This is a genomic window from Haloterrigena sp. H1 (genome assembly GCF_005938085.1).
GTDB lineage: Archaea > Halobacteriota > Halobacteria > Halobacteriales > Natrialbaceae > Natrinema.
Map to the genome: position 1 here is coordinate 136152 of NZ_SMZK01000002.1, position 18239 is coordinate 154390.

Annotated in this window: 17 protein-coding genes and 1 pseudogene; 10 read left to right on the top strand and 8 right to left on the bottom strand. The window is 57.9% G+C overall.

The window, feature by feature from the left end; translation table 11 throughout:
- Positions 1 to 96: 96 nt before the first annotated feature.
- Positions 97 to 417 (bottom strand): hypothetical protein, encoded by a 321-nt coding sequence (locus E2L06_RS16025; protein ID WP_138782681.1) that lies wholly within the window; start codon positions 415 to 417, stop codon positions 97 to 99.
- A 197-nt stretch (positions 418 to 614) separates the two neighbouring features.
- On the opposite strand from E2L06_RS16025, the gene E2L06_RS16030 reads away from it, so the two are divergent.
- Both E2L06_RS16030 and E2L06_RS16035 read left to right on the top strand, forming a co-directional pair.
- Positions 615 to 2873 (top strand): AAA domain-containing protein, encoded by a 2259-nt coding sequence (locus E2L06_RS16030; RefSeq protein ID WP_138782682.1) that lies wholly within the window; start codon positions 615 to 617, stop codon positions 2871 to 2873.
- A 41-nt stretch (positions 2874 to 2914) separates the two neighbouring features.
- Positions 2915 to 4642, top strand: coding sequence for an ATP-binding protein (locus tag E2L06_RS16035; protein WP_138782683.1), 1728 nt, complete (start codon positions 2915 to 2917; stop codon positions 4640 to 4642).
- Between the two features lie 271 nt (positions 4643 to 4913).
- Here E2L06_RS16035 and E2L06_RS16040 read toward each other — a convergent pair whose 3' ends face one another.
- From E2L06_RS16040 to E2L06_RS16055, 4 genes and pseudogenes are all read right to left on the bottom strand, one after another.
- Positions 4914 to 5186: a hypothetical protein gene (locus E2L06_RS16040; protein ID WP_138782684.1), complete on the bottom strand. Its 273-nt coding sequence runs from the start codon at positions 5184 to 5186 to the stop codon at positions 4914 to 4916.
- Between the two features lie 83 nt (positions 5187 to 5269).
- On the bottom strand, positions 5270 to 5719 hold the full coding sequence (locus E2L06_RS16045) for a hypothetical protein (protein WP_171052409.1): 450 nt from the start codon (positions 5717 to 5719) through the stop codon (positions 5270 to 5272).
- A 24-nt stretch (positions 5720 to 5743) separates the two neighbouring features.
- A complete protein-coding gene (locus E2L06_RS16050) occupies positions 5744 to 6082 on the bottom strand; it encodes a DUF6516 family protein (protein ID WP_138782685.1) in 339 nt (112 codons plus the stop codon).
- A gap of 330 nt (positions 6083 to 6412) precedes the next feature.
- Positions 6413 to 7105 (bottom strand): annotated as a pseudogene (locus E2L06_RS16055) (hypothetical protein); the annotation flags it as partial.
- A 123-nt stretch (positions 7106 to 7228) separates the two neighbouring features.
- Here E2L06_RS16055 and E2L06_RS16060 point away from each other — a divergent pair.
- Positions 7229 to 8086 carry an IS5 family transposase gene (locus E2L06_RS16060; protein WP_394348734.1) on the top strand — a complete coding sequence of 286 codons (858 nt, stop codon included), beginning with the start codon at positions 7229 to 7231 and terminating at the stop codon, positions 8084 to 8086.
- Here the strand turns inward: E2L06_RS16060 and E2L06_RS22030 are convergent.
- The 3 genes from E2L06_RS22030 to E2L06_RS16070 form a co-directional block, all read right to left on the bottom strand.
- Positions 8075 to 8227 (bottom strand): hypothetical protein, encoded by a 153-nt coding sequence (locus E2L06_RS22030; protein ID WP_171052399.1) that lies wholly within the window; start codon positions 8225 to 8227, stop codon positions 8075 to 8077. The genes E2L06_RS16060 and E2L06_RS22030 overlap by 12 nt on opposite strands.
- Positions 8228 to 8487: 260 nt before the next feature.
- Positions 8488 to 9117: a hypothetical protein gene (locus tag E2L06_RS16065; RefSeq protein WP_138782686.1), complete on the bottom strand. Its 630-nt coding sequence runs from the start codon at positions 9115 to 9117 to the stop codon at positions 8488 to 8490.
- Entirely contained in the window at positions 9114 to 9419 is a 306-nt protein-coding gene (locus E2L06_RS16070) for a hypothetical protein (protein ID WP_138782687.1), read from the bottom strand. Before E2L06_RS16070 ends, E2L06_RS16065 begins: the two co-directional genes overlap by 4 nt.
- Positions 9420 to 9593: 174 nt before the next feature.
- Between E2L06_RS16070 and E2L06_RS16075 the strand changes: the two genes are divergently transcribed.
- The 7 genes from E2L06_RS16075 to cas4 all read left to right on the top strand — a co-directional run bounded on the left by E2L06_RS16075 (position 9594) and on the right by cas4 (position 18237).
- A complete protein-coding gene (locus E2L06_RS16075) occupies positions 9594 to 9836 on the top strand; it encodes a winged helix-turn-helix transcriptional regulator (protein ID WP_249361473.1) in 243 nt (80 codons plus the stop codon).
- Positions 9837 to 10341: 505 nt separating this feature from the next.
- The gene (gene cas6 / locus E2L06_RS16080; protein ID WP_138782688.1) at positions 10342 to 11148 is read left to right on the top strand and encodes a CRISPR-associated endoribonuclease Cas6; all 807 of its coding nucleotides are present in this window, start codon (positions 10342 to 10344) and stop codon (positions 11146 to 11148) included.
- Positions 11141 to 13261, top strand: a complete 2121-nt coding sequence (gene cas8b, locus E2L06_RS16085) for a type I-B CRISPR-associated protein Cas8b/Csh1 (protein ID WP_138782689.1) — start codon at positions 11141 to 11143, stop codon at positions 13259 to 13261. Before cas6 ends, cas8b begins: the two co-directional genes overlap by 8 nt.
- Positions 13254 to 14309: a type I-B CRISPR-associated protein Cas7/Csh2 gene (gene cas7b / locus E2L06_RS16090; protein ID WP_138782690.1), complete on the top strand. Its 1056-nt coding sequence runs from the start codon at positions 13254 to 13256 to the stop codon at positions 14307 to 14309. Before cas8b ends, cas7b begins: the two co-directional genes overlap by 8 nt.
- A 3-nt stretch (positions 14310 to 14312) precedes the next feature.
- A complete protein-coding gene (gene cas5b / locus E2L06_RS16095; RefSeq protein ID WP_138782691.1) occupies positions 14313 to 15101 on the top strand; it encodes a type I-B CRISPR-associated protein Cas5b in 789 nt (262 codons plus the stop codon).
- Entirely contained in the window at positions 15101 to 17680 is a 2580-nt protein-coding gene (locus E2L06_RS16100; protein ID WP_138782692.1) for a CRISPR-associated endonuclease Cas3'', read from the top strand. Before cas5b ends, E2L06_RS16100 begins: the two co-directional genes overlap by 1 nt.
- Entirely contained in the window at positions 17677 to 18237 is a 561-nt protein-coding gene (gene cas4 / locus E2L06_RS16105; RefSeq protein WP_138782693.1) for a CRISPR-associated protein Cas4, read from the top strand. Before E2L06_RS16100 ends, cas4 begins: the two co-directional genes overlap by 4 nt.
- The last annotated feature ends 2 nt before the right edge of the window (positions 18238 to 18239 follow it).

Below are 18239 nucleotides of genomic sequence, written 5' to 3' on the forward strand. Positions count from 1 at the left end.
TGGGATGCTAAAACAAGGCCGTCATAGATTATCTGATCTGTTGAGCTGGTAATCGCAATAAATGATAAGTACAGGAGAAGCAGGTAACGGCCACGACTACTTAGCTGCTATTGCCCTTTGTGCCTGTAATCCACGAATAATTGCTCCGATTCCAATGATGGCGGTAAGTCCTCTAATGAGAAGACTTGATTCGCCGAGGATAAGTACTGCAACAAGAGCGAGGAGCATCACTCCGAATCCAATCATCACATAGCCGTACATCAATGGACGTAACATTATGAGTGAAATCCCAAAACATACGATTAGTCCGACTACAGGGATTAGAAGACCTATATCGTAGAAGGAATACCCGACAGTAACCGCTGTCAGAACAAAGAACATAATTCCACCATACAGATATTTCCACTTGTCTTTCATAATAACACTGGAGTAGAAGGCTCACATATTCTTTCTGGTGTTCCGTTCGCAGATCCATTTGTCGGCCGATTCATCGAGAAGTGGAGGTGATTAACCTCATGAGAAGTAGTTTGTGACACACTCTATCAAAACTACTAGTCATGTGATGACTTCACTGAACGGGAAGATTTAGGACTCAGTGCTTCGTTCTGATCGACATGTCTCTCCTCTTCGAGAGTGCGATCGGCAAGTTCGACCTCTCGAGTGCTGCCCTCCATTCACCGGCAGACGAGACGTTCGAACCGGTGCGAGATGACCCCATTCCAATCGATGGGATCGTTGAATATGCGAGCTACCACGACCAACTCGCACACCCCGAGAGAGACGACTGGATCGTAATTCCGCTCCATTCACGCAATAGCGCAGCACTCTCAGGCGAGTATCTCGCCTTCACAGAACACGCACTCCATGGCGATGTTTTCATCTACGATGATGGCGACGACTATGCTTCGGTCGATCAAGACACGTTTGCCGTCTCATCGCTAGCCAACCGGGTACGCTTCTGGCACTCCGATTACGCGCCTGACGATCCGCCGTCGTACTTCGACTCACCCATTGCAGAGCGGGAACCACCGCGAAATCCGCTTTCTGACGACAACGACACGGACTCCTTCTTTGACGAACTCGAGTCGTTTGTCCAAGCGGAGATGGATGCACAACGTGATGAAAACCGAGCGAAAGCAGCCGCGTCGACGCCCGAAGCACTCCGTGCCGAGGAGTTCGGTTCGATTCCATCGCTTGCATCCCTTGGCCACCCAGAAGATGGTGTCTATCGATTCAGAATCGATGGCGGGCAAGTAGATCGGCAGCATGGCACGCATCGAGTCGTCCAGAGTGAATTCCGGATCTTCGAAGGAAACGAAGTACTCCTCCACCCACCAAACAAAGAGCACCCACCAGACGCGTTCCCGATTCCAGCGACAGTCGATGCGATCGAGGGACTAACCGTCAGTCTCGCTATCGACTGGTATACGATCGAGAACCGGTCGGCTGTCGGTGCGTTCCTCCGCCAGAAGCGACGGGATTTTGCACTCACCCAACTGTTGAATCCCGTTCCGTACGAGCGCGAACTTGCTGCGATTGGGCGCGTTCGCGAGCGTGATGATCAACGTGCGCTCTTGACAGGCGACACAGCAGTCACCTTCGGGGACACGGCTGGTGTCAAGAGTAGTCAGCAAGACGTCGAACTGAATCAAGAACAGGAGCTTGCAGTGTCCTGTGCTCTCCTTGCTGATCACCTCTTCTGCATCCATGGGCCACCAGGCACAGGCAAGACGCGAACGCTCGTCGAAGTCGTCAGGCGCTCAGTCGAAGCTGGAGATAACGTCCTCGTCTGTGCCGATTCAAACCAAGCAGTCGACAATCTCGTTGCTGGCTCGAGCACAACGACTGAGACTGACGACCGATCACTGCACGCCCATGCACAACACGGTGCTGGCGAGTTCGTACTCCGACGCGTGAACGCCAGCAGATCATCGAACGAAGTCGTCAGCACCCAGTATGCCACCTGTGACGGACTAGCCGATGTCGTCGCAGCGACGAACAGCAGTGCAGCGACCCTCGAGCGAGAGTTCGATGTGCTCGTCCTCGACGAGGCGACACAGGCGACATGCACCGCCTCGTGTATTCCGCTTGCGCGAGCGGACAAAGTGATTCTCGCAGGCGATCACAAGCAATTGCCGCCATTCAGTGCAACCGAAGAACCACCGGAGTCTGCAGCCGGCCTCTCCCTGTTCGAACACCTCTACGCTGACGGCGGTATTTACGAGGGTGTCGGTATCCAGCTCCGAACGCAGTACCGGATGCATCGCGACATCTCCTGGTTTCCCAACAGCCGCTTCTACGACCGGGCCCTGCGGCAAGGGCGTGACGTTACCGCACTCGAGGAGCAGCCGGCGTTCGTCGGCTACGATATCGGTGGAAGCGAGACGACGATCGACCACTCCAAGCGCAACGACGCAGAGGTGCGACTCGTTGCCCATATCGTCGGTGAACTGCTCGCCGATGCAGCTCTCAGCCCATCCGAAATCGGCGTCATTACGCCATACACGGCTCAGGCTAACGCGATTCGAAAGAAGCTAGCGAGACATCTTGATTCTGGACGGGACATCACGGTCAACACGATCGATTCCTTCCAAGGAAGCGAAAAGGTCGCAATCGTGATTTCGTTGGTTCGGAGTAACACAACGGGCGAAACAGGCTTCCTCGGGCGTCCCATTGACGGCCCTCGGCGATTGAACGTCGCGATGACTCGCGCCCAACGGTTCTGTGCGATCATCGGTGACTGGTATACGTTACGCTCATCCGCAGACGGCACTGACGAAGACACTGGCCTGTACGACGACCTCTACTCATTCCTCGAGAACACCGGAAGACTACGTCAGGTCGAACCGGAATTCATTCCAGTTCCCAAGTAACCGCTCGGTGCGGTTTCTGTGGTGCCACAGGGGTGGACACCATGACAGAGCATCCGACGTTATCGGAGTTCGCAACGAACGAAGCGACTGACTCGAGGCCGGCCAGTCATCAATCGACTGAGGAGACCGTGACGATGACCGCTGACGAGCGGGTTGCAACGTATCTCATCGAAGATCAGATGGCGGATCTCACAGACGCGATCCGCGAAGCGGTCCAAAACGGCATCGACAGTCCTGGATCAACTCGGGTTCTGGTCAGCATCTCACCTGAGCGGTCGCTCATCCTCGATGACGGCACTGGTGTTGACCTCGAGTCGACCGAGGGACGACGCAACCTTTCGGTGCTGGGTGCGGGAAGCAAGCAACGAGCTGATGACGAGACGATCGGAGAGTGGGGCATCGGCAAGGGTGCGATCATCGCAAAGGGAGCCGTTCGCATCTGGAGTCACGACACCGCATTGTGTTTCGACTACCGAGATCAACGCGACTCTGGGCCGTGGGCAGACGTCAGCGGGCGCAATGGCCAACTCGTGGACGCTGAGCATCATCTCGAGGGGATGCTCGTCGAGATCGATCACTACGAAGACGAGGTTCCCGATTCAGATAGCTACCGCTGGCGGCGCTACGTTCGTGATCTTCGCAAACGGTTCGCGTACGTGCAGTCACGAACCGGCGTCTCGGTCGTGATCAACGGCGAATCGGTCGACAAGGGCGATCCACTCGAGGCAGTGGCTAACTCGCCACATCCGTCACTCACGCGCGAAACTGAGGATGCGATCCTCGCACTCGAGTACACGCCCCACGAAGGGCTCGACATCTACAGCAATGGGCTGTACGTGACAACGAAGCGCGAGTACGGACTCGGCGGGGTCGTCGTCTCGAAGGGGAACTTGACGCTGAACTTTGCGCGCAACGATATCCAGTCCGGCTGTGACCGCTGGCAGCGAATCGACCATGCACTCGAGCAGGCACGTGACGATCTATATGCCGAGGTCTCGGACGATCGGCTGACTGCTGAGAGTCGGGAGGTAATGATCGAGGCGATGGCGTCCGAGTCATCGGACGAGCAGTGGGCCGAGCGCAAGCTGTTCCAGCTGGCAACCGAGTCCCGTATCAGCCTTGACGAGATCCAGACGGCCCCAAAGATTGGATGGGGTGACGGAGCCCAGAAAGGCGCAGACAAACTCGTCGAACGCGGCTACGTCGTCCTCGATACGAGCGATGCAGCAACACAGCGGCTTCGCGACCTCGCCATCGATGAGGATACATCGATAGCGGTACCGGAGACGTTCGATGTTGGCGAACAAGCAGAGTCAGAAGGTGTGTGGACAGGCTATCATCGCATCGAGGACGAATCGCAGTTGAACGCTGATCAGCGACGGTATCTCCGCTTCGCTCGAGTGCTCGCAAAGGAGCTTGGGATTGAACGAGACGTGTACTACGGTGAGGCAAGTGCCGATGCCTGGACCGACGGCAGGACGTACATCGTGATCACCGACTCAGCCGTGACGAGCAGGCAGCGTGCCGTCTGGATGCACGACCTGTATCTCGTGATGTTACACGAGGCAGCCCACGAAACCTCGAGTCGTGAGCGACCCTCGCACGGGCATCACTTCGAGAGTGCATTCCGATCGCTCGTGGAGGATCCGGGTAATCGAAGTTCGTTTGCGAAGCTTGTCCAGCAGGTCGTCGACGAGGGTTTCGTGTCCGTGTTCGACGAGTATGAGGTAGATATCCAGCAGAGCGAAGCCGTCGCTTCTGGCTGGTAGAGTAACAGAGTTAGAAGATAGAGTCGCTTTTACTCACTCATTAAGTATACGTTCGAATTACATTCAGTAGAAAATGAAATACAAGACTAACAACTTTATGTTGGATCTGAAACGATAGGTGATTGGGGAGGGCGATTCCCGTGGTGTCGGTCCCGGCGGGACCGGGATATTTCGCTACCAGCACCACTCGAAATGACCGTTCCCTCTCCTTGACGTACTCCCGATGTGATAGAACACGCCATATTTGTACTCCGAATAGAACCAGCAGTCGCTAACACTGTTCTTCCGGCGATGTGATCCGAAGTTCGTCTTCAACTTCGTAGAAGTAGCCCCGCTCGAGGAGCCGCGTCAGTGCGTACTCGACGTCCCGTTGCTCGAGTGCTAACTCTGCATCGGCGGCCAGAATGTCAGTGGCATCGTCATAATTGATCAGCGGAACACTGTCTTCGCCAGCATCTGGCCGACATGCCTGCGTACACAGCCGGTCGTAGCACTCGAGAATCCACTCCGGAAGTGGTGGCCGTGGATCTGTGACGCGAGCCATTGCAGTTCTGTATGGTGGTTTCGACAGTCATCCGCTTAACAGTACCCGTTGAATACGGGTTTTGCTCGCAATCGAGTGAGATTTTATGGTGCGGCGGCTGCCGTGTCGCCAGTCTCTGGGTCAAACGGCAGGTTGATGACGAGTTCGTCGAACCAGACGACTGGGCGCTTACTCTGACCTTCTTCTTCGAAGAAGATGATGCCCAACTGGGCGAGCCGACTGAGTTCTTCGTGGACGTTCTTCACGTCCCGGTCAACAACCCGTGCGGTCTCATTAATGCTGGATGGCTCTTCCTGGCGGATGGCTTCAATGAGATCGAGGACGCGCGGCGTCAGCGTCTCCATGAGGTCGTCGTAGCTAGTGAACGAGAGCGTTGGCGGGGTATCCACCGCGTCGCCCCGCTCGAGCGCCTTGATGCCATCGGTGACATCATCGTGAAACTCACTGGACGACTTTACAGTCACAACGAGGGTTGATTCGGCCCGAAGCTGTTCACGCTCCATCGGGTGTAGCGGCGGCGTGGTATCGTTCATGGGTATCACCGTGGTGTGATGGCCTCACTTGACATCGAGTTCGGATTTCGGGATTTCGCTCCAGAATCGTTCCCAGAGTTCGACCATCCCGGGGAACGAGATTATATCCGGAACGGGATCCGGTGCAACGTGCAGTTCGTGCCCTTTGGTGTCCTCGTGCGAGTTGTCGTACCGACGAATCGTCCCATCGTCAAGCGTGCGGGGTGGGTCCGGCTCCGTCGCACCGTAATGGAGCTTGTAGGCCCACCCAGACGGGTACGCGTCACGGTCTGTCCGCATGCAAAACACGCGGACAACAGTCCCGTCGGGATACTTCCTCCCCTCGCTCACGCCATCGAGGTCATCGTCAGTCAGTGAGGCCATCCTCGCCCATTGGTACGTGGACCAATGCAATAAGGCTATTGGTCCAGAGGACAATAGTGGTTCGCTCTTGGGTAGAGAGAAGCGCTAATTGCGTTCTTATCTACAAGTTCACATTCTCGAGACGACAGGGTCCCGGTGACAGCTGGCGTCTTCAGACACACCCACAGGGAAGTCCTTGGAATAAGACCGACAACGACCGATCAAACGACGTACCACAGACTAACAGTACACTGCGTACAACCGCTCTTGTGCTGGATATTAGGTGGGCGGATAGAGTGAGACCCTTCCCAGGGGTTGTGGGTAGTCGGGAGACACCCTCACCTGTCGACGTCAGGTGTCTCCGGAACCGGCCATTTCACCGGGGATGTCGACATCGTCCATCAACAAGACACGTCGTTCCGTGTACTCGAGGCCGTTCTTGCGCTGTGTTCGCTTTTTGACTGCCAGCCTGCTCTTTGAGAGATCGAGTAACGCGTCGATCGTTCGCGAGACCAACTTCTTCGCGTAGTCGTCACTGATGCCCTTCTCCTGCCGTCGAATCCAGTGTTTCATATCGCCGGCGGTGACGTACTCTCGAACGCTTGCACTCCCTTTCCTCCATGGGTTGTCTCCAACTCCCGGATCGGTACGTGCCTTCCAGAGCTTTGCAGCGAGCCGTGACGGAAGCGCCGATGTCGTCGCCCGGAGCATATCCTCGTCCATCTTCGCGAGCTGCTGGAGTGGAAGCAGATCTCCATACGAGAGGGAGACATCGCCACCACGATCGAGTGGATCGTCACTCTCGGGTAATCGGAAGTAGCTCTCACCGTTGTCTTTCTGGATGCGCTCGAGGCAGCCATCCACAACGTCGATCTCCCCATTATCGATATGTTCCTCCAGGAGGTGTGCCCCCTTCTCGAGTTCTCGTGCCTGGAGTTCACCGACGCGGTCTTTGTTGGCGTTGAGTTTCTTCTCGTGGGCGTCCAGCCGTGCTTCGATCGGTGTCTGTGATTGCTCTAAGTTCTCGAGCCGTGCTTCGAGATCCTTGGTTTCGGTGTGGGCCTCCTCGAGTTCGGCTTCGAGGTGACTGATGGGCTCTGTTTAATCGCTAGACGGCGTCGAGTTGAGTCGTTAGAATCACTGTGTTGAAGCGGAAGACCGGAAATTGTGCCAACCCAAATCTTCCGCTTCACCGAACGCTGTGTCTGGATTGCTAAAAGAGTTGCTGACGATACGGACGAATCCGCCGCCCCGGAAGGTGGCGGCAGATTCGCCGATTATGCGATGATTCCGCTTCACTGCTTGCGAATTTACCTTGGGACGTCCTATCGAATGACCATTGACATACTGACGGAGATGCCACGAATAACCCGGGAGATCGGCCTTGAACCGGCCGATCTCCCTCATCCATCCACGCTATGTCTAGCGTTCGATAGGCTCGAAATGCGTGTGTGCCGAGTGCTGCTGCGCTATTCAGCGCAGCTGCACGAGACCGGTGAGATCGGCGCGATCGACGCAACGTACTTCGACCGCTCCCGTGCAAGTCGCCACTACTGCCGACGGACAAACTACCGCGTTCAGACGATGAAAGTGACGAAGCTCGTCGATACAGAGACGCAAGCGATTCTCGATTTGCACTGTACTACGACGTGGGAAGGGAGTGATGCAGAGATCTGTGAGCAACTCGCCCGCAAGCACGCGGGCGAGTTGCGCGTCCTCACGGCGGACAAGGGCTATGACTGTAACTGGCTTCGAGAAGACCTCCGAGAGCTCGACATTCGGCCGTTGATCAAGCACTGCGTCCATGCACCGTACGATCACGCGCACAACGCGCGGATCGATGACGAACTCTACGGCCAACGGGCAATGTCAGAAACCGTCTTCTCTTCTGTCAAGCGCTCGCTGGGCGTCGCCCTGCGAGCGCGAACCTGGTACCGAGAATTTCGTGAGATCGCGCTGATGTGTGCGGTTTACAACATCAAGAAGGCCGCAAAACAGGAAATTCCGCTCCCCTCATGCGATTAAACACGGCCGACTGATGAGGTCGTCCTTTCGAGAGAGTTCGTTCTCAAGCGTTGTGACACGCTCGTGAAGGCGCTCGAGTTCGTCGGCAAGTGTTTGGAGTGTCTGTGCGTCAGGTTCGGGACAGTCTGTGTTCGCGCTCATTTGGTTCTGGATTCGATGTCATTATCGGGCGATTCGACTCGCGCTGCTGTTCGATATCGGGAACGCTGGTAGAGCAGTAGACGACCGACTCGAGAGCCGTCTCGAGAAAGCGCAGTGGTCGTCTCCCCCGAAAGACGTCTTTGTGTTCGAAAGTCCGGTGTCGGTCTACCGGGGTTGGTAGCTCCGTCTCGAGTAGCGAGGTGCGGCGGTCTACTTCGCTGGATAAGTCAACGCAATCCCGAGTTAGCGTGCTGGCTCAGCTAGCTACCCTCGGGTTGGAGTCGACAGTCATGGCTCGCCAGCTTGGTGAGCGAGTCGAACGGACACTCGCAGATATCGCAGTAGTGTCTCTGTCCCGTAAGGAACGTCTCACGGTTCATGTGGCCGCCATCGGGCACGGCAGACTGTCTTTGATCACTTTCACTAGAATCGTGCTCACTGGGCCGTCCCTGGACGTGAAGATCGACTTCGGTAATCGGTTCACGACCAGTTTCTCTCCACGTACTATTGCGGCGTTCGTGTTCGATCCGCCAGGCTTCGCCACCGGTATCGGGGACAACCATCACCCGTCGGCAACGGCCATTGATCGTCGTGTACTCGAACACGAATTCGACGGTCGCTTCGGTGGACTGGTCACAGCCGCCGTCAGTTGCGATACGTGGGTCGTCATCAGTATCGACGAGTAAAATTCCGTCCTCGGTCTCGAGATTGTAGGCACGGATATCGTCGTCGGCGATAATAATCTCCGAGCCGTCGGTCGCTTCGATGTCGCCCGGTTCGTAGCCGGCGACGGCGCGGGCCTCCGCTCGCAGGCGCATCTCGCGAGCGCCTTCGCTCTCGAGTTGTTCGGCACGCTTTGCGATAGCTTCGTGATCGGTGACGATTGTCATTGGTCGCCCACCTCGACAGCGCCGACGATCGCGTCAGCCATCGTCTTGAACAGGTACTGCACTTCGAAGCCGCCGCGACGGTCGGCGATGTAGTCGATCCAGTCGTCGATCGTCTTCTCGACGTCCTCGAGGTCGTAGCGAACGGTGCGCTCGCCGTTCTCGATAACATGAACGGACTCGTCGATCGTCCGGTAGACGTGGTGTGCGCCCTCGTTGTCGATGCCGACGGAGATGTAGTTGGCACGTGGGTCGGTGGTCTGTGCTTCCGAAACCGTTTCGTGGGTTCGCGGTTGAACACTCATTGTCCTTCTAGCACGGAGGACGCAGGTCGGCTGCTCCAACAGCCGGCCGAGAATCGGTTTTCCCGGCCCCCTGCGCCTCACAGCTACTACTCTATCAACCAATATATTAAACCTATTGGTTGTAGGTTATCACCAGTAGGTTTTTGGCCATTGCCATCAACTTATCATACACCGATGAGTATAGCAACCAAATCCATGGACGCAGACGATATGCGCGATGCTGATTGGGCGATCCTCAACGTGCTTCGCGAAGGGCGTGCAAATGCACCGCTTATCGCCGAAGAAGCGGGCTACTCTTCACAGTACGTCCGAGAGCGACTTGGGCGTCTAAAACAGGACGATATCGTCAAGCCACTGGGGCATGGCATCTATGAGATCAACGAAGACGAAGTGCCAGAGAGCGATCACAATGAGTGACCAGCAGCCGCTGTCAGACCTCGAGGCACGATTCGATATCAAGTCACTGTTTTGACATAGCTCAGAGTCCTTACACTGAAACTACTGTGAACATCACCTCAAGCCAATGAACGACATCCCCCAACCGGCCACAAGACCATTTTTTAATGATTTACTCGGCTCTGCACATTTATCAGTGAGTTCGATAGAGGGTCTGAAACATCTGTTTTCAACCGTCTCGGAAGACGACCAATTGCTCTGTACCTCGATTGCAGCCGTTGTTTCCGCCAGTACCCGAACCAGATTGGTGATCCCAACAGGAAGCATCGACAAAACGCTATCAGAAATCTCAGTCTTCAGCGGTTCTGTACGCCTCTGACGATGCCTACATATAAACGTGCAGAGTCGAGGTCTTCATAGAAGTTCCAAGAATACTGAGTGTCACTCTATTATAATCACATTTATCATGATACGATTAGTTAGAATATCGCAATGACATAATGACACGGAATAGGGAGATACACGAATGCGAGTGATAGCACACCTGCGAGCACGTGCGGACACGGCCTACGATAATACGTATCACCACAAGCTTCGAGGCCGAATCTGGAACGCGCTTGACGGGACCGAATACGACGAAATACACGACGAGGATCGCCCGAAAGGATTCACATACAGCAATCCGTTCCCTCCGGGAGATATGCGGGAGGGCGACGAGCGAACGTTACTCGTAGCGTCGCCGCACGAAGAACTACTCGCCAACGTCGCCGCCGATCTCAAAGACGACCGGGAGCTGAATATCGGCGAGATGCCCTTCCACGTCGATTCGGTCAACGGGCTGGCGACCGACGTGGGCGAACCGGAGACATCAGGCACGCTCGAGACGGGAACAGGTGTACTGGTTCGGATTCCGCCGTGGCGCTTCGAGGAGTACGGCATCGACACCAACCACGACGAGGCAGAGTTCTGGCGACCCCAACATACGATGGAGCCGTTCCGCAACCAGATCGAAAACAACCTCGACAAGAAACACGACCTGTTTTGTCCCGACTACCTGCCCGGCCCGTCCGAGACCGACGGCGATCTGTTCGACGGGGCAGACCTGATCAAGACGTTCTCGATCCCAGTAACCGTGACACAGGGCCAACGCGAGACGTGGGTGTTGAGCAAATGGCGGTTCGACTACACCGTCCGCGACGACCACCACCGACGCCACCTGAATCTCGCGCTCGACACTGGCATCGGCGAGCGTAACTCGCTCGGGTTCGGGTTCGTCAACATCACCGAGAAAGAGGACCAGCGATCGGGCCGGAAGGAGCGCGTCGATGCTTGATCCTGACGAATTCCACGAGAAGTACCCTCCCGAAAAACTGGAAGACGAACTCCCAGATCGACCGATTTCGTCACTCCGGGACATCCAGCACCTCTACGGGCGACTGTACACGCTGTCGACGGCTGGTGGCGGCGACTACGCGGCGTATTTGACACCCGATCAGGCCAACGACCTGATCGGCGAAGAAGAAAGCCTGATCGTCGTCCAGGTCGATCTCTCCGGCGACCGACCCGCACTCGATGCAGATGGGCCCGTCAAGATCACTCAGTACACCGAAGACCTCGTCCAGAAAGTCGCCCACTGCAAGTACAACGCCGCGCGCGGGATTGACCACAGCGTCACGCACCGCTCGGGACGCAACAGCGATCCTGAGAAGTTGGCCCGCTACGCCTGCGAGCGCCTGACCAAGTGGGCGACTGACGATGTCGTTCAGGATGTTGTCGACGAACACCCGGATGGAGAGGTCATTCGCGGGCTAGCAACCGTCGGCGATGAGGAATCGAACCTCGACCGGATCCGGTCTGTAGTCAAGGCCGAACTCGGCGGTTCGACTACAGCACTCCTAACCGTACAGGTTCGACGAGAAGCGGGCGCGGACTACGAGTGGCCCGGCGACGTGCCAGTGTTCAACGAGGCGATGCGTGCACGGAAGCTCTCGAAACTGGTCTCGAAGGGACAGGCGACGAACTCCGCTGGCCAGGCCACCGATCTGATCAGCGGTGAGCGCACCCGAACCGTCGGCACTGCGGAGGATCCGCTCAACTACTTCCTCGGCAAGCAGATGGAGAAGTTCCCGGGATTAGATCCGGACGAAGCGTGGCGGAGCCACCCCATCTCCGAGGACGGGGCAGTCACGCTGATGAACGCCGAGGAGTTCGTCGACGCCTGTTCCTACCGGACGTTCAACGCCGACGTGTACTACCTCCCGTACTTCCTCGGTCGACCGACGCCTGCGGAGACCTACAACCTGTACGCGGCGCTTCACAGCGTCACACAGGCCGACGACATGGGTCCGGTCCAGACGCTCTACGACGAGTTGGGCGATCACGAAGCGAATTCCGAGGGTCGACTTCGATTTTACGTCGCAGCGGTCATGAAACACCAGATGTCCCGCTTCGACGTGTACGGTGAGACGCTGAACGGGCGGATCCACTACCCGACTGCGGTCGGGGAGCGACACGAACAAATCACGGGAAGTTGGGTCTTCGACGAGAACGACGACAGGAACGGTGATCGAACACCACCGATGCCTTCCCACGAGGAGTGGTCGCTCACCACGTACCAGGACTTCCGAGAGATGATTGGATCGGGAGCCTATCTCTACCGGACGTTCCCCTTCACCGACGAGGACACCGATGCAACGGTCGACGACGAGCGAATCGATGTCCACGTCTCGATACTTGCCGGCGACCCTGTACCGCGGACCCAGCTCGTCAGCGCCTACGTCGAACGACTGCTCGATCGGGACGGCGACGACGTACCGGAACTTCTGATCGCCTCCCAGTTCGCACAGTTGTGCGCGCTCGAAAACGCCGATCTCGTCACGACGGACGCCGGCGATGCCGAATCGACACTGATCGACGGTCCCGATTACGACACCATGGAACCAGAACACGCGCGAACCGACGGCGGCACGGCCGCCCTCGATCGCACCGAGAAGCTCGAATCGTTCATCGAACAGACGGACGGTCTGGATGACCCCGAACGGAAGGGTGCGTTCCTGCTCGGCACGCTCGTCGGCCAAGTCGGCACCTACCAGCAGGGCTACCACGACCGGTCGACGACCGTCATCGACCAGTACCCGATCAAGTCGATGACCAAAACCAAGATCAAGCGTATCACCCAGGAGGTAATCGACAAAGACGTCATCTACTCCCGGGAGATGGCCAAGAAAGGATCGAACATCAACTCGACGATGTATAAGGAGGTCACGAACGCCATCGTCGAAACCATGGCCGGAAACGATCCATCGGGCTGGGAGATCAGCACCGACGATCTTCGCTTCTACTACGCCCTTGGTCTGACCTACGGCATGAACGACCGATCGACGAACGAGGACGACGCAACGACCGACAACGAAACCACCGACGAATCCCCCAATACCAATGAGTGAACACTACCCTACTGTCTCGAACAGATCCGAGATCGTCTTCGCGTACGACGCAGTCGACGCGAACCCCAACGGCAACCCCCTCAGCGGTGCGAACCGACCGCGGATCGACCCTCATACGGATCAGGCGATCGTCACTGACGTTCGCCTCAAGCGCTACCTGCGGGATCAACTACAGGACGACGGCCACGGCGTCTACATTCGTAACGTCAAGGAGGACGACGGCGATCAGGCGACCCGCGAAGACCTCCTCGAGGACCGGCTCAAGGACATCAACCTCGACGATGTCGACGAGGATGACATCGAGAACGCTGTCTTCAGTCAGTTCCTCGAAAACAGCGCCGATATTCGCTACTTCGGCGCGACGATGAGCGTCGACATGGAGGACAAGAGGATCGACCACCTTCCGGACCACTTCACTGGTCCCGTCCAGTTCTCGCCCGGCAAGTCGCTCCATCGAGTCATGGAAAACGAGGAGTACAACAGCCTCACCAGCGTCATCGCGACCGGCGACGACAAGGCACAGGGCGGGTTCGACCTCGACGACCACCGTATCCAGTATGCCTTTATCGGATTCCACGGCCTTGTCGACGAACACGGGGCCGAAGATACGCTCCTGTCGGATCGGGACGTGCGTCGACTGGACACGCTGTGCTGGCGTGCGTTGAAGAATCAGACGATCAGCCGGAGCAAGGTCGGACAGGAGCCCCGGCTCTACCTCAGAGTCGAGTACGCCGACGAGAGCTTCCACCTCGGCGGGCTCGATCAGGACCTCGAGCTTGACAGTGAGGAATCCAACCCCGTCGAGGAACTCCGGAACGTCCGTGACATCTGTGTCGACGTGACGGCACTGGTTGAGCGACTCGAGGGTGCATCCGATCGGATTGACACCGTCCATGTCGTCGCCAGCGATGTCCTCGAGGTCTCCGTCAACGGTGAGACTGGCGACCACGAGTTCCTCTACGACGCCCTCGAGTCGGCGGTCGGTAGTGAAGCCGTCCGGGTGATCGATGTGTACGAAGACGCGAAAGCGACCGCGCCGGAGGAGTGAGCTGTGACCGAGCACGCACCGATCGGTTCAGGACTCCCCGATGGTGCTGAGACGTGCCTGTCGTTCACGGTCAGCGGACCCTGGGGGCACTTCCGGCGTATCGAGGGTAACATCGTGAAACAGACGTACCGCGTCATCCCGCGGACCACTGTCGCCGGCTTGATCGCTGCGATGCTGGGCATCGAACGCGACGGCTACTACGATTTGTTCGCCCCGGGCGAGTCGCTGGTCGCAATCGAGCCGACGAGCGAACTGCGGACGATGAAGCTACCGATGAATACGCTCTCGACCGCCGACGAACACCTAGCGTCGCTGAACCCTCGTGGAAAACTTTCCATCAAGCTCCCCGATCCGTCCAAGCCTCGACAGCAGCACAACTACGAGGTCCTCGTCGATCCTGCCTATCGGATCGACGTATGGCTTGACGACGACGAGCGGTACGACCAACTTCGCTCGTTGCTCGAGTCGGGGAAGTCGTACTACGTTCCGAGCCTCGGTCTCTCTGAGTACTTGGCGACAGTCGACTACCACGGTGAGTTCTCGATCGAGCAGGGGCCCGGCGGTGACACGGTTACTATCGACTCGACCGTCCCCGAAGCCGTCGACTCGATCGTTCCCGAGCCGGAGACGCGCTACCAGATCGAGCAGACGCCCGCGTTCATGGAACGCGACGACGGTGGTCGGACGACCAGCGCGTTCGTCTCCTACGCCTACAACCCGGACGGTGGCTCGCTCACGTTCGCTGACCTGTCGACATACTCAGTCGATGACCGAACCGTGGTGTTCACCTGATGGTGGATGCGCCGATCTCTCATCCCGCCGAGGACGGCGACGAGGCGACGTTGCTCCTCGATCACCTGAACGAGGTAGCTAAACGGGCGGAATACGTCGTCTCCGCGGACGCAACGACGATCGGCGGCGACCCGCTCACTGAGATGACGGCGATCGTGGCACGATGTCACGACTTCGGGAAGGCGACGACGTGGTTTCAGGAGTACGTGGTTGACGAGCGAGACACCAGTAAGCGGACGAACCACTCCCTGTTCGGGGCCTATCTCGGGTACTACGTCCTCGACCGGCTGGGCTACGACAGCGAGGACTGTCTCGCGGCCTTCGTCGCACTCGCGAAACACCACGGTCGCCTCCCCGATACGGAGGAATACGTCGAAAAAGTATCTCGGTTCGACAACACGAGCGAGGCGAGTAACGAACGCCAGCGAATCCTAGTCGAACAGGTAGCGAACGTCGACGACCATCGCCGGGAATTCGCGCGATCGTTCGTCTCTGACGCCACCGATGGTAACGGGTCGTGGGATGAATTCGCCGAAGAGGTCGACGAGGAGGACGACTCCCTGTTCGAGACCGTCTACGAACACGTCTCCATGTTCGGTTTCGGTAACGACCGCTCGGCACCTTCCGACGAGTTCTACGAACTGCTTCTCCAGCTTTGGAGTGGACTGATTCTCGCCGACAAAACGGTGGCTGCCGGTATCGAAGACGGCAATCTCGACGCGTCCGAACCGGACGCTCGTACGCTCTCGGAGTACATCGCCGACCTGGGAGGAGATACCGACGAAGACAGTCAGGAAGACGCTCTCGATACGCTCCGTGACGAGGCGAGAGACGACGTACTCAACGGTGTCGAGCAGTTCCGCGACTCGGATACGTCGATTGCAACGCTGACACTACCAACCGGAATGGGAAAGACGCTGACCGGTCTCAATGCTGCTCTCGCGCTCCGAAGCGAGAATAAACGGGTCGTCTACGCATTGCCCTTTACCTCCGTCATCGATCAGGTTGCCGACGAACTCACGGACGTGTTCGACACCGACGCTCGAGACGACCTGTTGACGATCCACCACCACTTGGCCGAGACGGTAACGAAACTCGGTGATCCGGATGACGATCCCGACGAGCATGCCCGACTCGCGGAGATGGTCGCCGAGAGCTGGCGCTCCGGAATGACGCTCACGACGTTCGTCCAACTCTTTGAGAGCCTCGTTGGCCCGAGCAACACCCAGTCGATGAAACTGCCGGCGCTGTACGATTCCGTGATCGTGCTGGACGAGCCCCAGGCGTTGCCAATGGAGTGGTGGAAGCTCGTCCGCCGGATCACGACGATCCTCACGGAAGAGTACGACGCGACGATCATCGCGATGACTGCGACCCAGCCGGCGGCAAACGACGAGGATGCGGCGTCTCAAGCCCTGTTCGACGACGCGTTCGAACTGGTCAACGACGTGGATAGATACTTCGATCACTTCGAACGAGTCGAGTACGACATTCACGATTCTGTACTCGCGTTCGACGACACCGACGCGACAGTAGACTACGAGACCGCTGGCCGGACGATCCTTAACGAGACCGGCGAGACCGAGTCGGTACTCGCGATCTGTAACACCATCGACAGCGCCACCGAACTCACGGATGCGATCGAGGAACGCGAAGCGGTCGTCGACGTTGGTCGGTGTCTCGAGTTGGAACTCGACGATGACGGAGCTAACGTGGACGCTCTCGTCAAACGGGTCGAGGCGACGCTCGGTTCGAACGAACGGGCACTCGTCCACCTCTCGACTCGCCTTCGCCCGCACGACCGCCTCGTGCTCATCGAAGCGACGAAGCGACTCACCGAGCGCGACGTTCCGCTCGTGGCGGTGTCGACGCAACTCATCGAGGCCGGGGTAGACATCAGCTTCGATCGAGTGTACCGCGACATCGCACCGATCGATAGCGTCGTTCAGGCGGCGGGTCGGTGTAACCGATCGTTCGAGCGCGACCGCGGGATCGTGACGCTCTGGTGGCTCGCTCCACCAGCGGGCACGACCAAGACTCCAGCACAAGCCGTCTACGACTCCGAGGGAGTGAGTACGATCTCACTGACTTCCAGAACGCTCGACGCGATCGGTGCGAACGATGGAACCGTCGCCGAGCGGACGATGACCCGCGAGGCCGTTCAACACTACTACGGACTCGTCGCTGGCCGGAATCCGGGATCACCACAGTACGTCGAGTGGGTCGACGAGGCGAAAGCAGACGAACTCGGGACACTCTCACTGATCGGCCAGCGCGAGAGCGTGGACGTGATCGTCTGCCGAACGGACGCCGACCGAGAGCTTGTCGATGCGATGGAGTCGGCCGTGAGAGAATTCGACTACGACGCCTTCGGCAACCGTCGCGACGAAGCTAAGGACATCACCGTTTCGCTCCCGATCTACAGCCAAGACTCGTCCGAGGCCGAGACAGCTCGACACCTCGAACCGCTTGGTGATACCGACCTCCGTGTACTCAGGCGGCCACAGGGAACCTCGTACTTCGACACGACGAAAGGTCTCGCTGTGGACGAGCCAAGCGTCGACGATCGGTTTCTATGACCGACTCGTCGGCCGACCCCGTCGACCGGTTTCTCGACGCTGCCAGAGACGAGACCGCCGAACTCCCCTTCCGACTGACCGGCGTCATGTTCCAGTACTACGTCGTCTGTGAGCGTGAACTCTGGTTCCTCAGCCGCGACGTGGAGATCGATCGCGACACGCCAGCGATCGTCCGCGGGAGCGATGTGGACGACTCGGCATACGCCGACAAGCGCCGGGACGTTCGTGTCGACGGGATCATCGCGATCGACGTACTGGACAGCGGTGAAATCTTAGAGGTCAAACCCTCGTCGTCGATGACCGAACCAGCGCGGTTGCAACTGCTGTTTTACCTCTGGTATCTCGATCGGGTCACCGGCGTCGAGAAGACCGGCGTTCTGGCACATCCGACAGAGAAACGACGCGAGACGATCGAACTGACTCCGGAAACCAGCGCCGAGGTCGAATCGGCTATCCGTGGAATCCGTGAGGTCGTCAGCGCAGAATCGCCGCCACCGGCCGAAGAGAAGCCGGTCTGTGACTCGTGTGCCTATCACGATTTCTGCTGGAGCTGTTGATC

What these genes read in the sequence shown, in the direction of transcription:
- cas8b (WP_138782689.1), top strand. Translation starts at nt 11,141, where the DNA reads ATGCTTGATCCTGACGAATTCCACGAGAAGTACCCTCCCGAAAAACTG.
- E2L06_RS22030 (WP_171052399.1), bottom strand. Translation starts at nt 8,227, where the DNA reads ATGAGCGCGAACACAGACTGTCCCGAACCTGACGCACAGACACTCCAA.
- cas4 (WP_138782693.1), top strand. Translation starts at nt 17,677, where the DNA reads ATGACCGACTCGTCGGCCGACCCCGTCGACCGGTTTCTCGACGCTGCC.
- E2L06_RS16025 (WP_138782681.1), bottom strand. Translation starts at nt 417, where the DNA reads ATGAAAGACAAGTGGAAATATCTGTATGGTGGAATTATGTTCTTTGTT.
- E2L06_RS16100 (WP_138782692.1), top strand. Translation starts at nt 15,101, where the DNA reads ATGGTGGATGCGCCGATCTCTCATCCCGCCGAGGACGGCGACGAGGCG.
- E2L06_RS16050 (WP_138782685.1), bottom strand. Translation starts at nt 6,082, where the DNA reads ATGGCCTCACTGACTGACGATGACCTCGATGGCGTGAGCGAGGGGAGG.
- E2L06_RS16075 (WP_249361473.1), top strand. Translation starts at nt 9,594, where the DNA reads ATGAGTATAGCAACCAAATCCATGGACGCAGACGATATGCGCGATGCT.
- E2L06_RS16030 (WP_138782682.1), top strand. Translation starts at nt 615, where the DNA reads ATGTCTCTCCTCTTCGAGAGTGCGATCGGCAAGTTCGACCTCTCGAGT.
- E2L06_RS16040 (WP_138782684.1), bottom strand. Translation starts at nt 5,186, where the DNA reads ATGGCTCGCGTCACAGATCCACGGCCACCACTTCCGGAGTGGATTCTC.
- E2L06_RS16035 (WP_138782683.1), top strand. Translation starts at nt 2,915, where the DNA reads ATGACAGAGCATCCGACGTTATCGGAGTTCGCAACGAACGAAGCGACT.
- E2L06_RS16065 (WP_138782686.1), bottom strand. Translation starts at nt 9,117, where the DNA reads ATGACAATCGTCACCGATCACGAAGCTATCGCAAAGCGTGCCGAACAA.
- E2L06_RS16045 (WP_171052409.1), bottom strand. Translation starts at nt 5,719, where the DNA reads ATGAACGATACCACGCCGCCGCTACACCCGATGGAGCGTGAACAGCTT.
- cas6 (WP_138782688.1), top strand. Translation starts at nt 10,342, where the DNA reads ATGCGAGTGATAGCACACCTGCGAGCACGTGCGGACACGGCCTACGAT.
- cas7b (WP_138782690.1), top strand. Translation starts at nt 13,254, where the DNA reads ATGAGTGAACACTACCCTACTGTCTCGAACAGATCCGAGATCGTCTTC.
- E2L06_RS16070 (WP_138782687.1), bottom strand. Translation starts at nt 9,419, where the DNA reads ATGAGTGTTCAACCGCGAACCCACGAAACGGTTTCGGAAGCACAGACC.